The sequence below is a fragment of the Bordetella muralis genome, from assembly GCF_965139205.1.
GTDB classification, from domain to species: Bacteria; Pseudomonadota; Gammaproteobacteria; order Burkholderiales; family Burkholderiaceae_B; genus Bordetella_A; species Bordetella_A muralis.
On record NZ_CBCSIU010000029.1, the window covers coordinates 23,973 to 48,331 of the forward strand.

Below are 24,359 nucleotides of genomic sequence, written 5' to 3' on the forward strand. Positions count from 1 at the left end.
GACGCCATTCACCCGTCGCGCATTCCGGCAGCGTATCAAACGCGTTTACTGGGAAATGCCTCCCAGCCGCTGGCCCGCTGCCACGCCATGGGTGTCGAACCAGCCTTGCGCCATTTCCAGCGCATAGCGCACCGGCTGTTCCGAACAATGCGGATCATCGGTCTGCGGCGCCATATCGGCCATATTGACGATAGTGCCATCATCGGCGATGAATGCGATGGACAAGGGCACCAGCGTATTGCGCATCCAGAAACACTGCATCTCAGGTTCTTCGAACACGAACAGCATGCCGTTATTGTCCGGCAGGCTTTTGCGCAGCATCAAGCCGACGCGCCGGGTCTCGTCGGTATTGGCGACTTCGGCTCGGATCACGTGGATCCCTGCGGTCAATTCGGTGATGGGCAAGCCGGTTTGCGGGCCGGCAGGTGTTTGCGCTGCCGCGGGGATGCTCGCCGTGGTCAGGAGCATGCACGTTGCCAGCGTGGTCACCGTGCGGGCGTTGCGCAGCGGCAAGTGAAAGGAAGATTGCCCTGTGACCAGACGGGAGAGGGCGCGTGCAAACTGCGTGAAACGATGAGTCAACATGAGGCCGAAAACAGCAAAAAATAACAAGGCGGGGCATGTCGCCCCGCCTGGGTAATGACGCCGCCTTCTAAAACAATCCCACCGTAGGTCTGGTTTGTCTATCGTTCGGCGCGATAATGATACTGGGCGTCAGGCCGCCGTAATATTCAGCGCCTGTTTGCCTTTAGGTCCCTGAATAATTTCGAATGCCACTTTCTGGCCTTCTTTCAGGGTTTTGAACCCATTCATCTGGATCGACGAAAAATGTGCGAACAGATCTTCACCGCCATCGTCAGGCGTAATGAAGCCAAAACCTTTCGCGTCGTTGAACCATTTGACGGTGCCCGTCGATTTGGGATTGTCCCCTTGGACGGCGGTTGCGGTCGTATCAGACATGCGGACTGCCTCATTTTGAATCGTATATTTGACAGAAACTTTTGGCCTAAACCATTGCCTCCCGGCTCCGAAGACGCTTGTTGACACAAGATAGCCCTCGGATGCGTGGATAATGCTCTGCTTTTCTTTAAACCGTCAAGTGTGGAAATTACGCATCTGTACGTGTAATTTTAAGTAATACGCGGCGTTGCCGCCCATTGTTTCAATACAATTCCGCCTTATGAGTTCGACCTTTGATACACAGCATGACCTCGTCGTGGAGAAACAGACGGCCCGTACCGCGCCGCCGCCCATGTACCAGGTATTGTTGCTCAATGATGATTACACCCCCATGGAGTTCGTGGTGAAGGTCCTGCAAAAGTTCTTCGGCAAGAATCAAGAAGACGCTACCCGGATCATGCTGCAGGTGCACCATGAAGGGCGCGGCATCTGTGGTGTTTATCCGCGAGATGTGGCGGCGACGCGTATTTCCCAAGTCGCGCAGTATGCGCGAGAACGCCAGCATCCATTGCAGTGCGTGATGGAGCCTGTCTAGCAGCTGCACAAAGAACAGTAATGACAGCCAACGGGCCGTTCAGATAGGGACGAACATCGCGGGGTATCAGACCTGTTGCGACGGGTAGCACGTTTATGCCTGATGGGCGCTTGGTACGTAGTAGTGATCTTGTAATTGGCGTATAGTCGCGGCGCGCTGGCGCGTGCCGGGCGAGGATTCGTGGGCGTGTGGCGCCCTAACATGTTGTACAGAGGCAAAGCCATGGGTAAAAAGAGTGGCGTGATCGGAGTCGTGGCGCTGGTGATTGCCATCGCTGTGGGTGTCGGGGTATGGCAATGGCGCAGTGATGCGCCGCCTAGTGCGGATCCTCCCGCGGCCCCTGCGTCGCAATCCGGTGCGGCGAGCGGCACAACCCAAACGGCGAGTCCCTCGGCATCAACGCCACAGCCATCGGCCAGCTCTACGGCCACTATTGGCCAGAACGATCCCTTTGCCATGCTGGATTGCAAGCCGCGCCAGTTCCGCGATGCGATGGCGTTGGCCGTCACCTTTACCCAGCCGGTGGGCCGCGAGACAGACCTGACCCGCTATTTCAACGTGATCGACACTGGCGAAGCCAAGCCCGCCGAGGATGGCGAGCAGTCGACCGTCGGACAAACCGCCACTGTGGTGCCACCGGGGCAGGCCGCACCCGCAGGCAAGGCTGTCGAGGGAGCATGGGCGGTTGGCGACAATCCGCGCATCGTCTATTTCCCGTATGTGCAACCGCAGCGAGCCTACACCATCCGCGTGCGCTCCGATTTCCCGGCTGCCCAAAAAGACACCACGTTGGGCGACGAGCGCCAGTGCAGCGTGCAAACCGAGGCCATGCCGCCGTCGTTTTACTTTGCCAGCCGCGGCGTCGTGCTGCCGGCGGGCCAGAATGGCGGCTTGCCCGTGGCGACCGTCAATATGCCCGAGGTCGATGTGCAGTTTCTGCGCGTCTCGCCCGAGCACATGCCTGAATTTTTCGACGATGTCCTGGGCCTGAGTCCTTCCAACGAGGATGACGAGGACGATTGGCGTTATTCCGACAACCGCAGCCTGAAGGGCCTGGTCAGCAACTGGGACCTGGATCGCCTGCATAGCCTGACGACCAGCGTCTATCAGGGCCGTTTCATCACCGATGACAAGCCCAATCGCCGTCATGTGACGTTCCTGCCGGTTGAAAACATCCAGGAATTGCGTCAGCCCGGCATTTACGTGGCGATCATGAGCGAGCCCGGCCGGTTCCGCTACGAATATCAGGTGACCTATTTCTACATCAGCGACATGGGTCTGCACGTGCGTCGTTATACCGATCGCACCGAGGCCTATACCATTTCGCTGAAAACGGGTCAGCCTATCGCCGACGCTGAAGTCGAACTCGTCGATGGCTCGGGCAAAGTCCTGGCAAAGGCCGCGTCCGACAAGGGTGGCCACGTCCGTTTTGACGGCGATTCGTCGCGCGCGCGCCTGATCCGCGCCGTGCGCGGCAGCGAATTGACCATGTTGTCTCTCGGCGAGCCTGCCCTGGATTTGTCCGAATACGACATCGGTGGCCATACGTCCCGGCCGAATAACCTGTTCGTGTATTCCGGCCGTAATCTCTACCGTCCCGGCGAAACATTCCACGTATCCGTATTACCGCGTGACCTCGACGGCCAGCCGCTGAAGGCCGCGCCCTTGACCGCTGTCCTGAAACGCCCCGACGGCAGGGTGGTGCGCAGCGAGCTCTGGCAACCAGATAGCAAGGTCGCGAACTATATCGAACACGCGATCACTCTGCCGGTCGATGCCCAGACCGGTAAATGGCTGCTCGAACTGCGTGTCGACCCGGCCGCCAAGGTGCCTGATGCTGCCTGGTGGTTCCAGACCGAGGAATTCCTGCCCGAACGCATGAAGCTGCATCTGGACTCCAAGCAACCGGTGCTGTCGCCGGGAGAAGCCTGGACAGTGGATGTGCAGGGCGATTACCTCTATGGTGCGCCCGCCGCTGGCAATCGCCTGTTGTCGAGCTTCCAGGTCAAACGTAATCGCTATGCGCTCGCGCAACAGTGGCCTGGTTTTATCTTTGGCGATGTGGCCGACGACACGCTGCGTCACTACGAGGAAATGCCCGAAACCACATTGGACGACAGCGGATCCACGCAACTGACGATCGATCCGCAGTCTGCCGGCAAGGCGAAATCGCCGCTGAGCGTGCGTTTGTCCGCGAGCCTGTTGGAATCCGGTGGCCGCCCGGTCGTGCGTTCGATCGAACGCAGCGTCTGGCCTGCCGACAAACTGATTGCTGTGCGCCCGTTATTCAACAATGACGTGACCCGCGAAGGCTCGCCTGCGAGTTTCGAGGTCGTGCGCGTCAATGCCTCGGGCGAGGTAGTGCCGCTGCCGGAAGCCCAGGTGCGTCTGTTCCGCGAAAACCGCAATTACTACTGGCGTTATGACGACCAACGCGGCTGGAACAGCGGCTATACCGATACCGAAGACCTCGAGGACTCGCGCACGATCGCGTTGCCCAATCGCACCGCGTTGACTCTGCCCGTCAGTTGGGGCCGCTATCGTCTTGAAATCACCGATCCTGAAACCGGCGAGGTGATGCGTTACCGTTTCTACGCAGGCTGGGACGCCCAGGATGCCGATTCGGTGGGTAACCGTCCCGACCGCGTCCAAATGAAACTCGAGGGCGTGCCCGCACGCCCGGGCGACAAGGTCAAGCTGACTGTGACGCCGCCGCATGACGGCCAGGCGTTGGTCACCGTCGAAGGCGATCGCATGCTGTGGTCGAACTGGGTGGACGTCAAGGCGACTGGCACCGAGGTCAGCATCCCGATCGACGAATCGTGGAAACGTCACGATCTTTACGTCTCTGCCGTGGTGTTCCGTCCGGGCAGCGCCGGGGATCGTGTGACGCCTGCGCGTGCCGTCGGTCTGGCGTTCCTGCCCATTGCCAGCGACGATCGCAAGCTGAACGTCACCCTGACGGCACCCGCCAAAGTCGAGCCTGAAAAGCGGACCACGGTGCGTGTGAAAGTCGACGGTGCGAAAGGGCAGAGCGCCCACGTCACGCTGTCTGCGGTGGATGTCGGTATCCTCAATATCAATCAGTACGCGACGCCGGACCCGATGGATTTCTTCTTTGGCAAACACCGTTATGACGCCGAATTGCGCGACATGTACGGCAAGCTGATCGAGAAAATGGACGGCACCCAGGGCCGACTGAAATGGGGCGGCGATGCCGCCATGCGCGGCGACAGCCGCAGCCTGCCCAAAAAGGTCAAACTGGTCGATCTGTACTCCGGTCCGGTCAAGCTGAACGATCAGGGCGAGGCCGATATTCCTCTGGATCTGCCCGATTTCAATGGCACGCTGCGTTTGATGGCAGTCGCATTTACCGACTCGCACTACGGCCATGCCGATCAGGAAATGGTAGTGGCTGCGCCTATCGTGGCGGAACTGAACATGCCGCGTTTCATCTCGCCGGGTGATCGGGCGACGGTGGCGGTCGATGTGGCCAACCTGAGCGGATCGGCACAGCAAGTCACCGTGACGCTGCAGGCCTTGGACCCCTTGTCCATCGCCGACGGCGGCACGCGTACGCTCACGCTGAAAGATCGCCAACGCACCACCGTGCGCTTTACGGCTACCCCGACGGGTTCCTATGGCCTGGGTCTGATGCGCCTGGTGATCGATGGCAAGGGCGGTGCAAAACCGATCCATATCGAACGCGAGTCCGTGCTGCAGGTGCAGCCGTCGCATGCCGCCGAGCATATCGTCAAACGGGTGCGTCTGGCCCCGGGCGAGAGCTTTACGCCGGGTGCTGGGGTGATGGCGGGTTATTACCCCGACTCCGTCACCGCCAACATCAGCCTGTCGAATCGCCCGCCGATCAACGTCTCGCGTCTGGTGCAGGACCTGTTGCGTTATCCCTACGGTTGCACCGAGCAGACCATCAGTTCGGCGATACCGTGGGTGCTGCTGGACGAAACCGACGGCAAGCGTTTTGGCCTGCCTGTGCAGACGAAAGAACAGCGCGCCGAAAAAGTCGCCGTCGCAGTGGGACGGCTGGCCGGTATGCGTAACGCAGCAGGCGGATACTCGCTGTGGGGCAATGAGGCCTCGGCGCGGGATGTCTGGCTGACCTCGTATGCGGTCGGTTTCCTGCAGGACGCGCGCGATCAGGGCTTTGACGTGCCCGAACAATCGCTCGATCGTTCGCGGCAATGGCTGCAGGAGCAATTGCAGCAGAGCTCGGGATCGTTCGGCACGTGGCCGGATGCGTTGCGTAAGTCGCTGCAGAATGGCAGCGTCGAGAGCGGCTATATCGACATGATGCGCGGCGATCATCGCCGTTTCGCAGGCTATGCTGCTGCCGCACTGACCTTGGCGCGCGACAAACAGGCTTCATTGGCGACGGTGCGTCAGCTGTTCGATCGTTACCAGGAGCGCGCCTTGTCGCCTCTGCCGTTGATTCAATTGGCGGCGGCATTCCAGTTGATGGGCGACACGGGACGTATGGAAAAAGCCACGCAGCAGGCCATGGAGCGAGCCTATGGCTACCCGATCAAGGGCAGCTACTACTATGGCGCCTGGCTGGGCGACTACGGCAGCCCCGTGCGTGATTACGCCTTGGGCTACGCCATCGCGAGCAAGTATCAGCTCTCGCCGCAACGTCGCGAAACCTTGATGATGCAACTCGATGACCATTTGCGCGGCCGCTCATACCTGTCGACGCAAGAGCAAATGGCGCTGGTGCTGGCGGCCCGCGCTGCGGGCGGTGATGCGGCGAAGCCCTGGGCGGCGACCATGGCTGCGGCATCGGGAACGAAAAACCTGACTAGCGCCGAAGACGAAACCGTCGCGTTGAAAGCGGACGATTTGTCTTTGCTGCAAGTGACCAATACGGGTTCGAATGTCCTGTTCGCCGAGTTTGATCTGCAAGGCACGCGACAGGATCCCCCGGCGCCGCGCAGCGACGTGATCTCCTTGCAACGTCGTTGGTACACCCCCGACGGCCGTTCGTGGGATGGCGGTGTCCTGCGCACGGGCGATATGCTGGTGGTCCGCCTCACGGCAAGCGCGAACCAGACGATTCCTGACGCGCTGATCGTGGACCGGGTGCCGGCAGGCCTGGAAATCGAGAACCTCAACCTGTCGCAGAGCCCCGACATGCAAGAGTGGGAAATCGGCGGGGTGCGCGTGGCCGAGGCCATGTCGAATTCGGCGATCAAGCATCGTGAGTTCCGCGACGATCGATATGTCGCTGCAGTATCCTTGACCCGTAGCAGTGTCGACGTGTTCTACATGGCGCGCGTGGTGACGCCGGGACGCTATGCAGTGCCGTCCACGGTGGCCGAGGACATGTACCGACCCGAATTGCGAGGCGTGGGCGAACGGTGGAGCCCCATCGAAGTCCGTGATCGCGCGGCCGCTCGGTAAGGGTATTTGAGGGACCGGTTTGGTGAAATATTTCCGCCGGGGGGTGATAGGGCTGGCCGGCACGCTCGTCGTACTGGCTGCACTGCTCTTCATCCTGGATCGGCTGTTTCCTTTACCGCCGGTGGGCAGCGGCGGCGCCTCGGTCGTGATCGCNGCCGACGGCACGCCGCTGCGTACCTATCCCAGCCGCGACGGCATCTGGCGTTACCCCGTGACGCCGGAGCAGGTCTCGCCGTATTACCTGCAAACGCTGCTGGGATACGAAGACCGTTGGTTCTACTGGCATCCAGGCGTCAACCCCGTCTCGCTCATGCGTGCTGCGTGGCAGTGGGCCGCGCACGGGCGTATCGTGTCTGGCGGGTCAACCATCACCATGCAGGTAGCGCGTTTATTGGACCCCGAACTCGCGGGACAGCCCTCGCGTTTTCTGTCGGCCAAGCTGCGCCAGATGGCGCGCGCGGTGCAGTTGGAACTGCACTACAGCAAAGACGACATTCTCGGCATGTACCTGACGCATGCGCCGATGGGCGGCATTGTCGAGGGGGCGGAGATGGCCTCACGCATGTGGCTGGGCAAATCGGCGATGGACCTGAGCCCGGCCGAGGCCGCGCTGCTGACCGCATTGCCTCAATCGCCATCGCGGTTGCGTCCGGACCGCCATCCACAGGCCGCCCAGGTCGCGCGCGATAAAGTGCTGGATCGCATGGCAACCAATGGCATCTGGAGCGTTGCCGAGGTCGCCGACGCCAAAATCGAAAACGTGCTGGCTCCGCCGTTGCGCGCGCGTTGGCTGGCGCCATTGGCAGCGCAGCGCCTGCAAACCGAGCAGCGCCGCAGCGGTGAACGCGCGGCGATCGTGCAATCCACGCTGGATGCGGATATTCAGACGACTGCGGAGCACATGCTGCTGGATCGTGTCGACGCATTGCCCGCCAAAGTCTCCATGGCGGTGCTCGTCATGGATAACGACACGCTGGAAATCAAGGCCTATGCCGGATCGGCGGATTTCTCCGACGAGAGCCGTTATTCCCATGTCGATATGGTGCGCGGGGTACGTTCGCCCGGATCTACGCTCAAACCGTTTTTGTATGCGCAGGCCCTGGATGACGGGATCGTGCATTCCGAAAGCATGTTGCTGGATGCGCCACTTTCGTTCGGCGGTTACGCGCCGGGGAATTTCCAAGCCGCATTTTCCGGCCCGGTCAGCGTGGCGCAGGCCTTGCAGCGTTCGCTGAATGTGCCGGCCGTCGATCTGCTGGACCGTGTCGGGCCGAACCGATTTGCGTCGATGATGCTGGCCGGTGGCGTGCAATTGCGCTTGCCGGCGGGGGCGTCACCGAATCTGAGCTTGATTTTAGGCGGGGGCGGCACCACTTTAGAGGAACTGGTCGGTGCTTATCGTGCGTTGGCGCGTGGCGGCCTGGCCGGGCGGCCGCGTCTGTCGCCCGATCAGCCTCGCGTCGAGTCGCGCATGATGAGCGCTGGCGCGGCCTGGATTGTGCGTGACATCCTGGAGGGCGGCGGGCATCCCGACCGTCCCCTTGAGCAGACCGGACGCCGATTGGCCTGGAAAACGGGCACCAGTTTCGGTTTTCGCGATGCCTGGGCGGTTGGGGTGACCGACAATTGGACCATCGGGGTCTGGGTGGGGCGACCGGATGGCACGCCTAATCCGGGTTTTTTTGGCGCCAATGTGGCCGCACCGTTGCTGAGCGATCTAGTAGCCGCGTTACCACCAGGGCCATTCTCTGCACGTACCCGACCGGTTAGTGTAAAACCGGTAGTGACGTGTTGGCCTTTCGGATGGCGGCAGGGCAGTCTGCAGGCTGGGCAGTGTGCGCAGCCGCGTGCAGCCTGGTCGTTGGACGAGACGGTGCCGCCGACCTTTGCGGGTTATGCTGATGTGGCGAATGGTCCGCTGCGTTTGCAGGGCATTGCGACCGGGTCGGTGTTGCGTCCCGTGCCGGGGCGTCATGGTGTGTCAGTGGATGTCAGTGTGCAAGGTGCACGCGGACAGGTATGGTGGATGCTGGATGGGCGTGTTCAACAACGTGGCGAGGCTTCTGAGTCAGTGAAACTATCTATGGTGCACAATGGCCGGTATACCTTGACCGCGATGGATGAACAAGGCCGATACGATCGTGTGGTTTTTGAAATCACTGGCGTTACGCCCTGATCAGCTTAGAATATGAATCGTGTATTTCGATCGCTTCAATGCGTTATGGAGGAAGCGTGATTTCCCAAGAGCTTGAAGTCAGCCTGCATATGGCTTTCGTCGAGGCCCGTTCGGCCCGGCATGAATTTATTACCGTCGAGCACCTGTTGTTGTCGCTGCTCGACAATGCGTCGGCCATCGAGGTGCTGCGCGCCTGCTCGGCCAATCTCGATGATTTGCGTCGCAATCTGCGTCAGTTCGTGTCCGAAAACACGCCGGTCATTCCCACCGGCGCCGAAGTCGACACACAGCCGACGCTGGGTTTTCAGCGCGTGATTCAACGCGCCATCATGCACGTATCGGCGGGCGGTACCGGTAAAAAACCGGTCACGGGCGCCAACGTGCTGGTCGCCATTTTTGGCGAAAAAGATTCGCATGCGGTGTATTACCTGCAACAGCAGGGGGTGACACGGCTGGACGTGGTCAACTTCCTGTCGCATGGCATCACCAAGCAGCCCCAGGAAGAATCCGCCTCCGCCACGCCGAAGGAACAACCTGGCGCCGAAGAAAACGCCGAGTCGCGCCAGTCGCCGTTGGATCAATACGCCACCGATCTGAATGCCGCTGCACTGGCGGGGCGTATCGATCCGCTGATCGGCCGCGAACACGAAGTCGAACGCGTGATCCAGGTCTTGTGCCGCCGCCGGAAAAACAATCCCCTGTTGGTGGGCGAGGCTGGTGTGGGCAAAACCGCGATTGCCGAGGGCTTGGCCTGGCGCATCACGCGCGGCGAAGTCCCCGAGGTCCTGCAGGCTGCTCATGTTTACGCATTGGATATGGGCGCGTTGCTCGCTGGCACCAAATATCGCGGCGATTTCGAACAGCGCCTCAAAGGCGTTCTGAAACAGATCCGCGGCAATCCCGACGCGATTTTGTTCATCGACGAAATCCACACCCTGATCGGTGCCGGATCGGCATCGGGCGGTACGCTGGATGCGTCCAACCTGCTCAAGCCTGCCTTGTCGTCCGGGCAGCTGAAATGCATTGGCGCCACGACCTATACCGAGTTCCGCGGCGTCTTTGAAAAAGACCACGCGCTGTCGCGCCGGTTCCAGAAAATCGACGTGCCCGAGCCCAGCGTCGAGCAGACCGTGCAGATTCTGCGCGGCCTGAAGAGCCGCTTCGAAGAACACCACAGCGTGCGCTATTCCGCCGCGGCGTTGAGTGCTGCTGCGGAACTGTCCGCGCGCTACATCAATGATCGTCATTTGCCCGACAAGGCCATCGACGTCATCGACGAGGCAGGCGCTGCGCAACGCCTGCTGCCGCGCTCGCGCCAGAAAAAAGTCATCGGCAAGATCGACATCGAAAACATCGTGTCCAAGATCGCGCGCATACCGCCGCAATCCGTGTCCAACGATGACCGCAGCAAGCTCGCCACGCTGGAACGCGATCTGAAGACCGTCGTGTTCGGTCAGGACAACGCCATCGAGGCGCTGGCGGCCTCTATCAAGATGGCGCGTTCCGGCCTGGGTAAACCAGAGCGCCCCATCGGGTCATTCCTGTTTTCCGGCCCCACGGGCGTGGGTAAAACCGAAGTCGCCCGTCAACTCGCGTTCACCTTGGGCGTCGAGCTGCTGCGTTTCGACATGTCCGAGTATATGGAACGTCACGCTGTGTCGCGCCTGATCGGCGCGCCGCCGGGATATGTCGGGTTTGACCAGGGTGGCCTGTTGACCGAGGCGATCACCAAGCAACCGCATTGTGTGTTGCTGCTGGACGAGATCGAAAAAGCGCATCCCGATGTGTTCAACATCCTGCTGCAGGTGATGGACCACGGTACGCTGACCGACAACAACGGGCGCAAGGCCGATTTCCGCAACGTCATCATCATCATGACGACCAATGCGGGGGCCGAAACCCTGAATCGTCCCACCATCGGCTTTTCGAACAGCCGCGTGGCGGGCGACGAGATGGCCGAGATCCGCCGCGTGTTCACGCCCGAGTTCCGCAACCGTCTGGACGCCATCATTCCGTTTGCCGGTCTGTCGCGCGAAATCATCCTGCGCGTTGTCGACAAATTCCTCATGCAGCTCGAGGACCAACTGCACGAACGCCGTGTCGAGGCTGTCTTTACCGAGGCTTTGCGCGCTCATCTGGCCAAAGAGGGCTTCGATCCCCTCATGGGCGCGCGGCCGATGCAGCGCTTGATCCAGGACACGATCCGTCGTGCCTTGGCCGACGAACTGCTGTTCGGCAAGCTGGCCGACGGCGGTACGGTGACAGTCGATTTGGATGCCGACGGCAAGGTGCAGCTGAGTTTCGACGGCCGCAAATCGTCGGACTCAGGCGCCCGTGATCGACAGGAAGTCGAGTTGGTCGATTGAGCCTGCCCACAGAACCGCTGATTGCCTGCGAACATTGCGGCAATATTTTCCGGCGGCACGAGTTGCAGCGCGGCGAAACGGCGACGTGCGCGCGCTGCGGCACGGTTTTGTGGAAGTATTGCGGAATCAGTCTCTCGAGCTGGTTGGCGTTGTGCCTGACTACGTTGATCGTTTTTGTCGTGGCCAATGCCTATCCCGTCATGAGCATGTCGGTGCAAGGCATGACCCGCGACGCCTCCTTGCTCGACGCGGTCATCATGACTTGGAACCAGGGGTACGTGCTTACAGCCCTGATGACGGGGTTGGCCGGGTTCGGCGTGCCGTTGGCGAGCCTGGCCCTGTTGCTGTGGGTGTTGTTCCCGCTGACGATGGGACGAGAGCCCGTCGGCTTTCGTCCCATCATGCGTTTGTTCGGCGCATTACGCCCGTGGGGCATGGTGCCAGTCTTCTTGCTTGGTGTGTTGGTGTCCGTGGTAAAGCTCGCGGGCATGGCGTCGGTCAGTCCGCAGCCGGGACTGTTCGCGTTCGGGGCATTGACCATCCTGATGACGATCCTCTCCCGCCTGTCGCCGCATGCCTTATGGCGTTATGCCGAGCAGGAAGGCGTAGTGCCGGTCTATGCGCCGAGACGCGAGGCGGGCAAGGTTCTGACCGGTTGTCACGTGTGCGGGCAAGTGCAGACGGTGCCCGCTCAGGCCGGTGACCATTCGCACAGCGAGATGCATCATTGCGTCCGTTGCAACGCAGTAGTGCATCAGCGCAAGCCCGCCAGCCTGGCGCGCACCTGGGCACTGCTGTTGGCTGCCGCGGCGCTCTACGTGCCGGCCAATGTACTGCCCATCATGAACATCAACTCGGTTTTCCTGGGCGATAGCGGCCATACCATTCTGGGTGGGGTGGTCGAGCTTTGGCATACCGGGTCGTGGGATATCGCGGTGATTGTTTTCATCGCGAGTATTGTGGTGCCATTGACGAAAATGTTGGCCCTGGCGGTGTTGGCCGCTGGCGTAGAACGCTGCATCCCGTTTAATTTGCGCCAGCGGACGCGTATGTACGAGATGATCGAATTCATTGGCCAATGGTCCATGTTGGATGTTTTCGTTGTCATTCTGCTGGCGGCCTTGGCCCATTTCCAGGGGCTCATGGAGATTTCAGCGGGCCCCGCGGCGGCATCTTTCGGTCTGGTCGTGGTGTTGACAATGCTGGCAGCGATGAGCTTTGATCCTCGTATCGCGTGGGACAAGGAAGTGCAAGATGAATCTGATAATGTGTCACCCCAGCAGGGGACTCAGGACGGGCGGCGTCATGAGTCTTTGAGTGCTGAATCTCAGATTGGGCGTGACTCCGGACGCCAGTCTGCGGCTTCCTTGCAAGACTCTGCATAGCAAAAATAACAGGCGCGCATTCATACTATGGCTGAACAAAACCCTTCGAATCCCGACGACGAGATCGCCGCCCCCGAGGTCGTACGTAAAAAAACACGGCGTATCGGCTGGATATGGTTGGTGCCGGTCGTCGCTGCCGTCGTCGCGCTCTCGCTGGTGTTGCGCACCTGGATGCAGGAAGGCCCGGAAATTTCCATCGTGTTCAACACGGCTGAAGGCCTGGAAGTCGGTAAGACCCAGGTCCGCTATAAGGACGTCGTGATCGGCATGGTGCAGGGCATTCATTTCAACGAGGATCGCTCCAAAGTCGTTGTCAAGGTTCAGTTGTCCAAGAACGCAGCGGGCTTGGCAACCTCCGGCACTAATTTTTGGGTGGTTCGGCCACGCCTCGGGTTTAGCGGTGTGTCAGGTCTGGGGACACTGCTGTCGGGGGCGTATATCGATGTCGATGCCCGGAATGCTGGCGGTACGTCGACCTCGGCCACGCAATTCGAATTCGTTGGTCTGGAGACGCCGCCGCCGGTGACCCACGATCGTAGCGGCAAACGCTTTATCCTCAAGGCCCGTGATCTGGGGTCCTTGGACATCGGCTCGCCGGTGTATTTCCGGCGTATCAATGTCGGGCGCGTCATTGGGTATAACCTCGATGAGAGCGGCGACTCGGTGAATGTCGAGGTCTTTGTCGATGCGCCCAACGACAAATTTGTCACTGCAGGCACACGTTTCTGGAATGCCAGCGGTATCGATTTGCAGGTGGATGCCGGGGGAGTGCAGTTGCATACGCAGTCCTTGCTGTCCCTGGCGCTTGGCGGTGTGGCTTTTGCGCCCGTCAATGTCAGCCAACAAGACATGGCCAAGCCGGGTGCGAAATTTGAACTGTATGACAGCGAGAATGCAGCGAAAGCCAATCCCGACGGTGATCCGTTCCCGATCCGGATGCGTTTCGATCAGTCTATCCGTGGGTTGGCCGTCGGAGCGACGATCGACTTCCAGGGTATTACCTTAGGGCAAGTCACCAAGATCAGTATCGACTTCGACAACGACAAAAAACGGTTCTTCGCGGTGGTCGATGCCGTCACGTATCCTGAGCGTCTGGGTCCGGTCTACGACAGAATGCACGCGCGTGCCGAAGCCGATGGCGACGCGGGCGGACGCCTGCTGGGTGTCATGATCAGATACGGCCTGCGTGCCCAACTGCGAACCGCCAACCTCCTGACGGGCCAGTTGTACATCGTGCTAGAGAATTTCCCGAAAGCCGAGCCAGTGGATTTCAAACTCACGGATCCTGTGGTGATCCCCACGGTCCCGGGCAATCTCGAACAACTGCAGCAGCAGATCACCAACATCGTCGACAAGATCGACAAAATCCCGTTCGATCAAATCGGTCGCGATTTGCGTACGACCTTGTCGAGTACGTCACGCTTGCTCGAGAACCTGGACCAGCGCGTCGCGCCCGATCTGCGCAATACCCTGCAGGCCGCGCGTAAATCGCTCGATAGCATTAATGAACTGTTGGCGCGTGACGGGTCGCTGCCGGTTAACGCCGAACAGGCCATGACGGAGCTGGGGCGTGCAGCGCGTTCGCTGCGTAGCTTGGCCGACTATCTGCAAGTCCATCCCGAGGCCTTGATCCGTGGCCGTGGCGAAGACCCGATACCCGGTCAAATCAGGAACTGATCTATGTCTGCTACACGACGCATTCCGTTGTTGTCCGCCTTGATGCTCTCGGCCCTGCTGGCTGGCTGCGGGGGCTCGCCTTCGGTGCGCTACTACACGCTGCAATCCGACCCGCAAACGGCGGCGCGCAGCGTGCCGCGCGTGGATTATCAAATCGAGGTTGCGCCCGTGAACGTGCCGCAACAGGCCGATCAGCCGCAAATCATGTTGCGGCCGGGGCAGGGCGACGGCGCCCTGACGCCCATGTATTCCGACCGCTGGAGTGCGCCGCTGGCCGATGAAATACGCTCAGCCTTGGCCGACACGCTGACGCGCACCCTGGGCGCGCTGGATGTGCAGACACTCACGCCTGCGCCGGACGTGCCGGTGTGGCGGATCCAGGTCGATGTGCAGCGCTTTGACATGGTCGTGGGCGGCCCGGCACGGTTGGATGCCACCTGGCGCGTGCGGCCGCTCAACATGAAAGGGGGGCGCGCGTTGCTATGCCGTTCGGTGGTGCAGCTGCCGGCGGATCAGTTCAACGCCGTGGATTCGCTGGTGCAGGCCCAACAACAGGCTGTGGTGCTGCTGGGAAATACGATTGCCTCGGCGATTCAATCCGGTGGTGCGCGCGCTACGCCGGCAGCAGAGCAGGTACAAATGCTGGGATGTACTTGAAACACGGGTTAACCCTTAAAGGTTAACCATTATTTCAAACCGGTTGTATCTTCCTTAGTATTCGGTTTTACCGAAACAGCAACTCAGTGCCGTGGCGCGCGACGTCTACGCACGGGCTGCTTCACTGAGGATTTGCGTCATCATGACCAGCACCACACTGGGCGTCAAGGTGGATGACACCTTGCGCGATCGCTTGAAGGCCGCTGCGCGGAAACTCAGCTGCACCCCGCATTGGCTGCACAAGCAGGCGTTGCTGGCCTATCTGGACAAAATCGAGCGCGGCCAATTGCCGGCCGAAATTTTGCATCTATCCTCTGACGAGCCGGATGCCGAGGACGCCGACGCGGCGACGCAGGCCATGACGCCGCCGTTCTTCGAGTTTGGTCAGGACGTGCAGCCGCAATCCGTCCTGCGTGCTGCGATTACGGCCGCTTATCGCCGCCCCGAACCCGAGTGCGTACCGTTGTTGCTCGGTCAGGCTCGCATGCCCCATCCCGAAAAAATCCACGCCATGGCTACTCACCTGGTAAAAGCCCTGCGCGACAAGCGCGGCGGCGGCGGGGTCGAGGGCCTGATTCAAGAATTCTCGCTGTCCAGCCAGGAGGGCGTTGCGCTGATGTGCCTGGCCGAGGCCTTGCTGCGTATTCCTGATCGTGCGACGCGCGATGCGCTGATACGCGACAAAATCTCGCGCGGCGACTGGCGTTCGCATATGGGCGGTTCGCAGTCCTTGTTCGTCAACGCCGCGACGTGGGGGCTGATGCTGACCGGCAAATTGGTTGCGGTCAACAGCGAGCAGTCCCTGTCCAAGGCCTTGACGCGCTTGATCGGCAAGGGCGGCGAGCCTCTGGTGCGCAAAGGCGTCAACATGGCCATGCGCATGATGGGCGAACAATTCGTGTCGGGCCAGACGATTTCCGAGGCCTTGGCCAACAATCGCAAACAGGAATCCAAAGGTTTCCGCTATTCCTACGACATGCTGGGCGAGGCCGCCACGACCAGCGAAGACGCGGACCGTTACTACGCCTCGTATGAGCAGGCCATTCATGCCATCGGCAAAGCCGCCGCGGGCCGCGGCATCTACGAAGGCCCCGGCATCTCCATCAAGCTCTCGGCCTTGCACCCCACGTACTCGCGCGCTCAGCGCGAGCGCGTCATGCGGGAATTGTTGCCGCGCGTGCGCTCGTTGACGATCTTGGCGCGTCAATACGACATTGGCCTGAACATCGATGCAGAGGAGGCCGATCGCCTGGAAATTTCCCTGGATCTGCTCGAAGCGCTTTGCATGACCCCTGAACTCGAGGGGTGGAACGGGATCGGATTCGTCATCCAGGCATATCAAAAACGTGCGCCGTTCGTCATCGATTACGTTATCGATCTGGCGCGCCGCAGCCGCCATCGCATCATGGTGCGGCTGGTCAAGGGCGCCTATTGGGACACCGAAATCAAACGCGCGCAGATCGACGGCCTGGAGGGCTACCCGGTCTATACCCGCAAGGTCTACACCGATGTCGCGTACCTGGCTTGCGCACGCAAGCTCTTGGCCGCGCCAGAGGCTGTCTATCCGCAGTTTGCGACGCATAATGCGTACACCTTGGCCGCGGTGTATCAACTGGCCGGCCAGAACTACTATCCCGGCCAGTATGAATTCCAATGCCTGCATGGCATGGGCGAGCCCCTGTACGAAGAAGTCGTCGGCCCGGTCGCCAATGGCAAACTCAACCGGCCGTGCCGCATCTACGCGCCAGTGGGCACGCACGAAACCCTGTTGGCCTATCTGGTGCGCCGTTTGCTGGAAAATGGCGCGAACACGTCCTTCGTCAACTTGATTGGCGACGAAGACATCTCGATCGATACGCTTGTTGCAGATCCCGTCGATGTTGCCATGCGCATTACGCCGTTGGGCGCGCCGCACGAGCAGATCCCGTTGCCGCGCGAACTCTATGGCCCGGCCGGCAGCGGCGCCCGTCTGAACTCGGCTGGCCTGGACCTGACCAACGAACATCGCCTGGGCTCGCTCGCGGCGGCGTTGCTGACCAGCGCGGCGACACCCTGGCAGGCCATGCCCATGCTGGGCGAATCTCATGGCGCCTGGGATGCCGAGCGTGCGATCGAGGTGCGCAATCCGGCCGACCATCGCGATCGCGTCGGTTATCTGATCGAGGCCCAGCCTGCCGAAGTCGAACAAGCCCTGCGCGTCGCAGAAAGCACGGCACCGATCTGGCAAGCGACGCCTGTGGGGGAGCGCGCCCAATGCTTGCGCCGTGCCGCGCAACTTCTTGAAGAGGGCATGCAGCCATTGTTGGGCCTGATCGTGCGCGAGGCGGGCAAATCTCTGCCCAACGCCATTGCCGAGGTACGCGAGGCCGTGGATTTCCTGCGGTATTACGCGGACCAGGCCGAACGCGAATTCAACAACGATACTCATCGTCCATTGGGTACCGTGCTGTGCATCAGCCCCTGGAATTTCCCGCTCGCCATCTTTACCGGCCAAGTCGCGGCTGCCCTGGTTGCCGGCAATAGCGTGATCGCCAAGCCCGCCGAGCAGACCTGCCTGATCGCGGCTCAGGCCGTACAGATTCTGCGTGCGGCAGGGGTGCCGAGCGGCGCGGTGCAATTGCTGCCCGGCCGTGGCGAAACCGTCGGCGCCCAGTTGGTCGAAAGTCCTGCGATCGATGGCGTCATGTTCACCGGATCCACCGATGTGGCGCGCCTGATTGCGCGTACCCTGGCGCGCCGCCTGGACGATCAGGGCCACACCATTCCGCTGATCGCAGAGACGGGCGGGCAAAATGCCATGATCGTGGATTCGTCCGCCTTGGCCGAGCAGGTCGTGTTCGATGTCCTGAACTCGGCCTACGATTCCGCGGGCCAGCGTTGCTCTGCGTTGCGCGTGCTGTGCTTGCAAGAAGACAGCGCCGATCACATCCTGCACATGCTGCGCGGCGCGATGCGTGAATTGCATGTCGGCAATCCCGATCAATTGGCCGCCAACGTCGGCCCCGTGATCGATGCCGAGGCGCGCGACAACATCCTGCGCCATATCGAGACCATGCGTACTGCCGGCCATCGCGTCGATCAGGTCGAGCCTGACGCCAACTGCCGTTATGGCACGTTTGTGCCGCCGACCTTGATCGAAATCGGCAGCATCGACGAGCTCACGCGAGAAGTCTTCGGCCCGGTATTGCATGTGCTGCGTTACCGGCGCGATGCCCTGGACCAGGTGCTGGATCAGATCAATGCCACAGGCTACGGATTGACCTTTGGCGTGCACAGCCGTATCGACGAAACCATTGGACATGTCACCGGGCGCGTGCATGCCGGCAATATGTACGTCAATCGCAACATCGTCGGTGCGGTGGTGGGCGTGCAACCGTTTGGCGGCGAGGGGCTATCAGGGACGGGGCCAAAGGCCGGCGGCCCGTTGTACCTGTATCGTCTCCTGGCCGTGCGCCCCGCGGGGTTGCCGCCCTGCGTGGACGGGACATCCTTGCCTGCCGTGCAGATCCTGCCTGGTCCGACAGGCGAACAGAACACCTATCAGTTGCAGTCCCGCGGGACGGTGCTGTGTGTGGCCGCTACCGAGACCGGCGCACAGGCCCAGTATGCGGCCGCGCAGGCCTCGGGGAACAAGGCCATGTTCCTGGATACGCCAGCCGCCCAGGCGTGGCGTGCCGCAGGGGGCGCAGGCGCGAATGTGACGCTGTTGACTGACGACAAAGTCGACGACACTGCATTCCAAGGCGTATTGTTCGAAGGGGACGGCGACGATCTGCGTGCCTGGAACGAGCGCATTGCCGCGCGCAATGGCCCGATCTTGATTGTGCAGGGCTTGACCCCGGATGCTCTGGCCGCTGGTGCTGCCTATACGCTGGAGCAGCTCGTGGCCGAGCGTTCCATCAGTGTCAATACGGCCGCGGCAGGGGGCAACGCCAGTCTGATGTCTATCGGGTAATCGCAGTTCAGCCGTCTGACGCTGCGCATCAGTTTCGGCGTTGGCGGCAATGGTCTGCAGTCGTACGGCTGATCGCCGTTTGGTTGTAGAACAACGCGCGGGTTATCGCCAATAGCCGAAAGGTTGTACTCGATCAAAAATCCGGTGCAACTTTTTTCGGTACAAATCCAGAAGAGTCAGGCCGCTGCGCCAAAAGCAGTAGTGTGCCTATGCAGTACCTTATTCACACAGGAGGGTATAGAGATGACATTCGCATTTTCCCGGCCAGTTCTACTGGCAGCGTTGGCCGCAGCCAGCCTCGTCAGCGTGGCGCACGCCGAAGACATCAAATTCGGTTTTGCAGCGCCCTTGACCGGGCCGCAATCGCACTACGGCGAAGACATGCAGAACGGGCTGACGCTGGCCCTGGAAGAAGCTAACAAAAAAGGCATCAAGGTAGATGGCGAGACCGCCAAATTCGAGTTGGTGTCGCGTGACGATCAAGCCGATCCGCGTACCGCTGTGCAGGTCGCGCAGCAACTGGTCGACGAAGAAGTCGACGGCATTCTCGGCCATTTCAACTCAGGCACCACGATCCCGGCTTCGCGCGTCTACAACGAGGCCGGCTTGCCGCAGATCGCGATGGCGACCTCACCGGAATACACCGCCCAAGGCTACGACACGACGTTCCGCATGATGACCAGCGACACGCAGCAGGGCGCTGCCGTGGGCCAGTTCATCGTCGAGAAACTCAAGGCCAAAAAGGTCGCCATCATCGACGACCGTACCGCCTACGGACAGGGCTTGGCCGACGAGGTCGAAAAAGCCGTCAAAAAGGCCGGTGGTGAAATCGTGCGCCGCGAATACACCACGGACAAGGCCAACGATTTCACCGCCATTCTGACCAATATCAAGGCCGCCGCGCCGGACGCGATTTTCTACGGCGGCCTGGACGCGCAGTCCGGTCCCATGAAACGTCAATTGGTCAGCCTGGGTGTCAAGGCGCCATTGGTATCGGGCGAAATGACCCGCAGCGACACCTTCCTGAAACTGGCCGGCGATGCCGCAGAGGGCACCTATGCGTCGCTGGCTGGCGTACCGCTGGACAAGATGACAGCCGGCAAGGATTTCGCGCAACGCTATGAGGCCCGATTCAAAAAGGCTCCTGGCGTCTATGCCCCCTACGCCTATGATGGCGCCTGGACCATGATCACCGCGATCGAACAGGCAGGTTCCGCAAATCCCGACGACTATCTGCCCAAGCTGGCCAAAATAGAGCGCAAAGGCGCCACCAGCGAACACATTGCCTACGACGACAAAGGCGATCTGAAAGAAATCTCGGTCACCATTTACGAAGTCAAAAACGGTAAATGGGAAATGGTCGAGACCATGGTCAGCCAAGCCAACTAAGCCTGGCTTCGTCTGCGGGCGCCTCGTGCCCNCNGCGCCGCATCAGTGCCGCGCGGCATGGCGTCCGCGCGGTGCGGCAACCTCTCTTTACGAGCACATCACAGGCTCAGTATTCCTATGGATATTTTCATTCAGCAGCTCATCAATGGCCTGACGCTGGGCAGCGTATACGCGCTCGTCGCGCTGGGCTATACGATGGTGTACGGCATCATCGGGCTCATCAATTTCGCGCACGGCGATGTGGTCATGATCGGGGCCATGGCGGCCACCATGATCGCCACCGCACTGATCGGCGGCGATCCCACTGTCTCAGCCTTTGCCGTGCTGGGAGTGGGCTTATTAGTGTCGGTGCCTTTGTGCATGGCCGTGGGCTGGACTGCCGAGCGCGTGGCCTACCGGCCGTTGCGCCGCGCGCCGCGCCTGGCCGCATTGATCACGGCCATCGGCGTTTCGATCATTCTGCAAAACCTCGCCATGATGGTGTGGGGGCGCAACTATCTGAACTTTCCCCAGGTCCTGGAACCACGTGTGTTCGAGCTGGCCGGAGCGCGCATGAGCTCGCTGCAGATGGCCATCGTGCTGATCGCCGCGTTGATCATGGGGGCGCTGCTCGCGGTCGTGCATAAGACGCGATTGGGCACCGCCATGCGCGCCACTGCACAGAACCGTGAGGTGGCGGGCCTGATGGGCGTCAACATCAATACGGTGATCTCGGCAGCGTTTTTAATCGGTTCCGCCTTGGCCGCAGTCGCCGGCATGATGGTTACCACGTATTACGGGGTGGCGCAATACACCATGGGGTTCATGCTGGGCCTGAAGGCCTTTACCGCTGCGGTGTTAGGCGGGATCGGTAATCTGGTCGGCGCGATGGCGGGCGGCTTGCTGCTGGGCATCATCGAGTCCCTGGGGGCCGGTTATATCGGCGACATTACCGGCGGATTCCTCGGCAGCCATTACCAGGATGTGTTTGCCTTCGTCGTGCTGGTGCTGGTGTTGATTTTCCGTCCGTCGGGCTTGCTGGGCGAACGGGTAGGGGATCGGGCATGACGAACGCGACATCTTCGAGCGGGAAACCGGGCATGCGGACTGCGGCATCCTCTCGCGGCCTGTCGAGCCGCAATCTATTGGGCGTCGTCCTGATAGGCGTTGCCTTGGCCGTGCTGCCATTTGTGCTGGGCATTGCCGGGCAAAGCTGGGTGCGTATCGTCAACTTTGCGTTGCTATACGTGATGCTGGCGTTGGGTCTGAATATCGTCGTGGGTTTTGCGGGCCTGCTGGATCTGGGCTATATCGCGTTTTATGCCGTGGGCGCCTATGCGTGGGCGCTATTGGCGTCGCCGCATTTCGGCCTGCATTTGCCATTCTGGGCGATTCTGCCCATCAGCTTGGGACTGGCCTGCGTGTTCGGCGTGTTGCTGGGCGCGCCGACATTAAAGCTGCGCGGCGATTATCTCGCTATCGTTACGTTGGGCTTTGGCGAGATCATCCGCATCTTTCTCAATAACCTGAACGCCCCTGTCAACATCACCAACGGGCCGCAAGGCATCAATCGCATCGATGGATTCAAAGTCGGCGAATTCATGTTCAGCCGATCAGAAACCATCATGGGCATGCGGTTCACCAGCCCCGAGAAATACTACTACCTGTTGTTGGGCATCACGCTGTTGATCGTGCTGGTGTGCATGCGCCTGCAGAATTCCCGCATCGGCCGCGCCTGGGAGGCCATACGCGAAGACGAGATCGCCGCCAAGGCGATGGGCATCAATACCCGCAATGTGAAGCTCCTGGCATTCGCCATGGGCGCCTCGTTTGGCGGGGTCGCGGGGGCGCTTTTCGCGTCGATGCAGGGCTTTGTCAGCCCCGAGAGCTTCAGCCTCACCGAATCCATTTCCGTGTTGTGCATGGTCGTGCTCGGTGGTATGGGCAATATTCCGGGCGTCATTCTTGGTGCGATTCTGCTGGCGGCGTTGCCCGAGTTCTTGCGCGCCGTTGTCGAGCCCGTGCAGCGTTTGATTTTTGGCGAGGTCGTACTCGACCCCGAGGGCATCCGTATGTTGTTGTTTGGTTTGGCCATGGTGTGCGTCATGCTGTTCCGCCCCGCAGGGTTGTGGCCGTCTGCTGTGCGTAAGCGCGAGTTGGCCGGCACGAACGGAGGCCAGGCATGAGCATCATTTTGCAAGCCGAAGGCCTGGGTAAACGCTTCGGCGGCTTGCAGGCGCTATCGGGCGTCAGCTTCGATATCCAAGCCGGCGAAATCTACGGCCTGATCGGCCCGAACGGTGCGGGTAAAACGACACTGTTCAACGTGTTGACCGGCCTGTACATCCCTGAAGAAGGCCGCTGCACGTTCAACGGCGAATCCCTCACCGGCCGCAAGCCGCACGAGGTCGCCGAAGTCGGTCTCGCACGTACCTTTCAGAACATTCGTTTGTTCGCCAATCTGAGCGCGATCGAAAACGTGATGATCGGCCGTCACGTCCGCACGCATGCGGGCGTGTTTGGCGCGGTGTTTCGCACTCGCGCCACGCGTGCAGAGGAGTCCGCCATCGAACAGCGTGCGCACGAGTTGCTCGACTACGTCGGCATTGGCGCGCGCGCCAATGATGTAGCACGCTCGTTGTCGTATGGCGACCAGCGGCGCCTGGAGATTGCGCGAGCGCTCGCCACCGAGCCCAAGCTGCTCGCGCTGGACGAACCTGCCGCAGGCATGAATGCATCTGAAACCGTGGTCCTGCGTCAACTGATCGAGAAAATCCGTAACGACGGGATCACCGTACTGTTGATTGAACACGATATGAAACTCGTCATGGGACTGTGCGATCGCGTGCTGGTCCTGGAATACGGCAAGGTCCTGTCCATGGGCAAGCCGGCGCAGGTCCAGCGCGATCCCAAAGTCATCGAAGCCTATCTGGGTGCGGGCGCGGCCCAGGATACCCAGGCGATTCCTGCGGAGCATCCCCAATCATGAGCGCAACCCAACCTTTATTGGATCTGCGCAGCCTGGAGGTTGCCTATGGTGGTATCCGTGCCGTGCGAGGTATTGACCTGCACGTCGATGCGGGCGAACTCGTTTGCCTGATCGGGGCGAACGGCGCAGGTAAGAGCACGACGCTGCGAGCGATATGTGGCCTGGTGCCGCTGGCAGGCGGCGATGTCCAGTACGATGGCCAATCCATCAATGGCCGGAAATCGTTTGAACTCGTACGCCGCGGCCTGATAATGGTTCCCGAGGGACGAGGCATTTTCGGCCAACTCACCATCGAAGAAAATCTGGCGATGGGCGCCTATACGCGGCGCGATGCCGCGCAGGTACGGCAAGACACCGAGCGTGTGTTCACGCTGTTTCCGCGCTTGGCCGAACGCCGCAAACAGGCGGCTGGCACGCTATCCGGCGGTGAACAGCAGATGGTCGCCATGGGCCGCGCCATGATTGCGCGTCCCAAATTGCTGCTGCTCGACGAGCCTTCGATGGGCCTCGCACCCTTGATGGTGGAAAAGGTCTTCGAAGTCGTACGCACCATTGCCAACGAGGGCGTGACCATCTTGCTCATCGAGCAGAATGCCAAGCTCGCGTTGGAACATAGCCATCGTGGTTATGTCATGGAGTCTGGTGAATTGACTCTCTCGGGACCGTCAAAACAGTTGCTGACGGATCCGAAAGTCCGGGCGGCGTATCTGGGCGAGGTGTAAGTTGGTTGTTGCGCTGATTAAACCTCTTTTTTGATAGAGTCGGCTTTTGCGCTGTTGCGTTGGGGTGGGTTGCTGATGAGGGGATGAGTTCTTATGGACGTCGATGCGGGGCAGTGGCTGCGTGGGGGCTTCACGTGGCCGGTCCGGCGCC

At 60.8% G+C, this 24,359-nt stretch carries 14 protein-coding genes and 1 pseudogene; 13 read left to right on the top strand and 2 right to left on the bottom strand.

Annotated features, from left to right (window positions below; genetic code table 11):
* Positions 1-45: 45 nt before the first annotated feature.
* Together ACNA0I_RS24430 and ACNA0I_RS24435 are read right to left on the bottom strand one after the other, a co-directional pair.
* Positions 46-468 carry a DUF192 domain-containing protein gene (locus tag ACNA0I_RS24430; RefSeq protein ID WP_415808629.1) on the bottom strand — a complete coding sequence of 141 codons (423 nt, stop codon included), beginning with the start codon at positions 466-468 and terminating at the stop codon, positions 46-48.
* Between the two features lie 246 nt (positions 469-714).
* Positions 715-960 carry a cold-shock protein gene (locus tag ACNA0I_RS24435; protein ID WP_006220277.1) on the bottom strand — a complete coding sequence of 82 codons (246 nt, stop codon included), beginning with the start codon at positions 958-960 and terminating at the stop codon, positions 715-717.
* 220 nt (positions 961-1,180) lie between these two features.
* Between ACNA0I_RS24435 and clpS the strand changes: the two genes are divergently transcribed.
* From clpS to ACNA0I_RS24500, 13 genes and pseudogenes are all read left to right on the top strand, one after another.
* Positions 1,181-1,495 carry an ATP-dependent Clp protease adapter ClpS gene (gene clpS, locus ACNA0I_RS24440; RefSeq protein ID WP_415808616.1) on the top strand — a complete coding sequence of 105 codons (315 nt, stop codon included), beginning with the start codon at positions 1,181-1,183 and terminating at the stop codon, positions 1,493-1,495.
* Positions 1,496-1,717: 222 nt separating this feature from the next.
* A complete protein-coding gene (locus tag ACNA0I_RS24445; protein ID WP_415808617.1) occupies positions 1,718-6,913 on the top strand; it encodes an alpha-2-macroglobulin family protein in 5,196 nt (1,731 codons plus the stop codon).
* Between the two features lie 154 nt (positions 6,914-7,067).
* Positions 7,068-9,089 (top strand): annotated as a pseudogene (gene pbpC, locus ACNA0I_RS24450) (penicillin-binding protein 1C); the annotation flags it as partial.
* Between the two features lie 56 nt (positions 9,090-9,145).
* A complete protein-coding gene (gene clpA / locus ACNA0I_RS24455; RefSeq protein WP_415808618.1) occupies positions 9,146-11,455 on the top strand; it encodes an ATP-dependent Clp protease ATP-binding subunit ClpA in 2,310 nt (769 codons plus the stop codon).
* 2 nt (positions 11,456-11,457) lie between these two features.
* Positions 11,458-12,840: a paraquat-inducible protein A gene (locus tag ACNA0I_RS24460; protein WP_415808630.1), complete on the top strand. Its 1,383-nt coding sequence runs from the start codon at positions 11,458-11,460 to the stop codon at positions 12,838-12,840.
* Positions 12,841-12,867: 27 nt separating this feature from the next.
* The gene (locus ACNA0I_RS24465) at positions 12,868-14,517 is read left to right on the top strand and encodes a PqiB family protein (RefSeq protein WP_415808619.1); all 1,650 of its coding nucleotides are present in this window, start codon (positions 12,868-12,870) and stop codon (positions 14,515-14,517) included.
* 3 nt (positions 14,518-14,520) lie between these two features.
* Positions 14,521-15,174 carry a PqiC family protein gene (locus ACNA0I_RS24470; protein WP_415808620.1) on the top strand — a complete coding sequence of 218 codons (654 nt, stop codon included), beginning with the start codon at positions 14,521-14,523 and terminating at the stop codon, positions 15,172-15,174.
* A gap of 142 nt (positions 15,175-15,316) precedes the next feature.
* Complete coding sequence (gene putA / locus ACNA0I_RS24475; protein ID WP_415808621.1) at positions 15,317-19,129, top strand: trifunctional transcriptional regulator/proline dehydrogenase/L-glutamate gamma-semialdehyde dehydrogenase; 3,813 nt, start codon at positions 15,317-15,319, stop codon at positions 19,127-19,129.
* A gap of 243 nt (positions 19,130-19,372) precedes the next feature.
* Positions 19,373-20,518, top strand: coding sequence for a branched-chain amino acid ABC transporter substrate-binding protein (locus tag ACNA0I_RS24480; RefSeq protein ID WP_415808622.1), 1,146 nt, complete (start codon positions 19,373-19,375; stop codon positions 20,516-20,518).
* 195 nt (positions 20,519-20,713) lie between these two features.
* Positions 20,714-21,565, top strand: a complete 852-nt coding sequence (locus ACNA0I_RS24485; RefSeq protein WP_415808631.1) for a branched-chain amino acid ABC transporter permease — start codon at positions 20,714-20,716, stop codon at positions 21,563-21,565.
* A gap of 32 nt (positions 21,566-21,597) precedes the next feature.
* Positions 21,598-22,683, top strand: coding sequence for an ABC transporter permease subunit (locus tag ACNA0I_RS24490; protein WP_415808632.1), 1,086 nt, complete (start codon positions 21,598-21,600; stop codon positions 22,681-22,683).
* Positions 22,680-23,486, top strand: a complete 807-nt coding sequence (locus tag ACNA0I_RS24495; RefSeq protein ID WP_415808623.1) for an ABC transporter ATP-binding protein — start codon at positions 22,680-22,682, stop codon at positions 23,484-23,486. Before ACNA0I_RS24490 ends, ACNA0I_RS24495 begins: the two co-directional genes overlap by 4 nt.
* Positions 23,483-24,208, top strand: coding sequence for an ABC transporter ATP-binding protein (locus tag ACNA0I_RS24500; protein ID WP_415808624.1), 726 nt, complete (start codon positions 23,483-23,485; stop codon positions 24,206-24,208). Before ACNA0I_RS24495 ends, ACNA0I_RS24500 begins: the two co-directional genes overlap by 4 nt.
* Positions 24,209-24,359 lie beyond the last annotated feature (151 nt).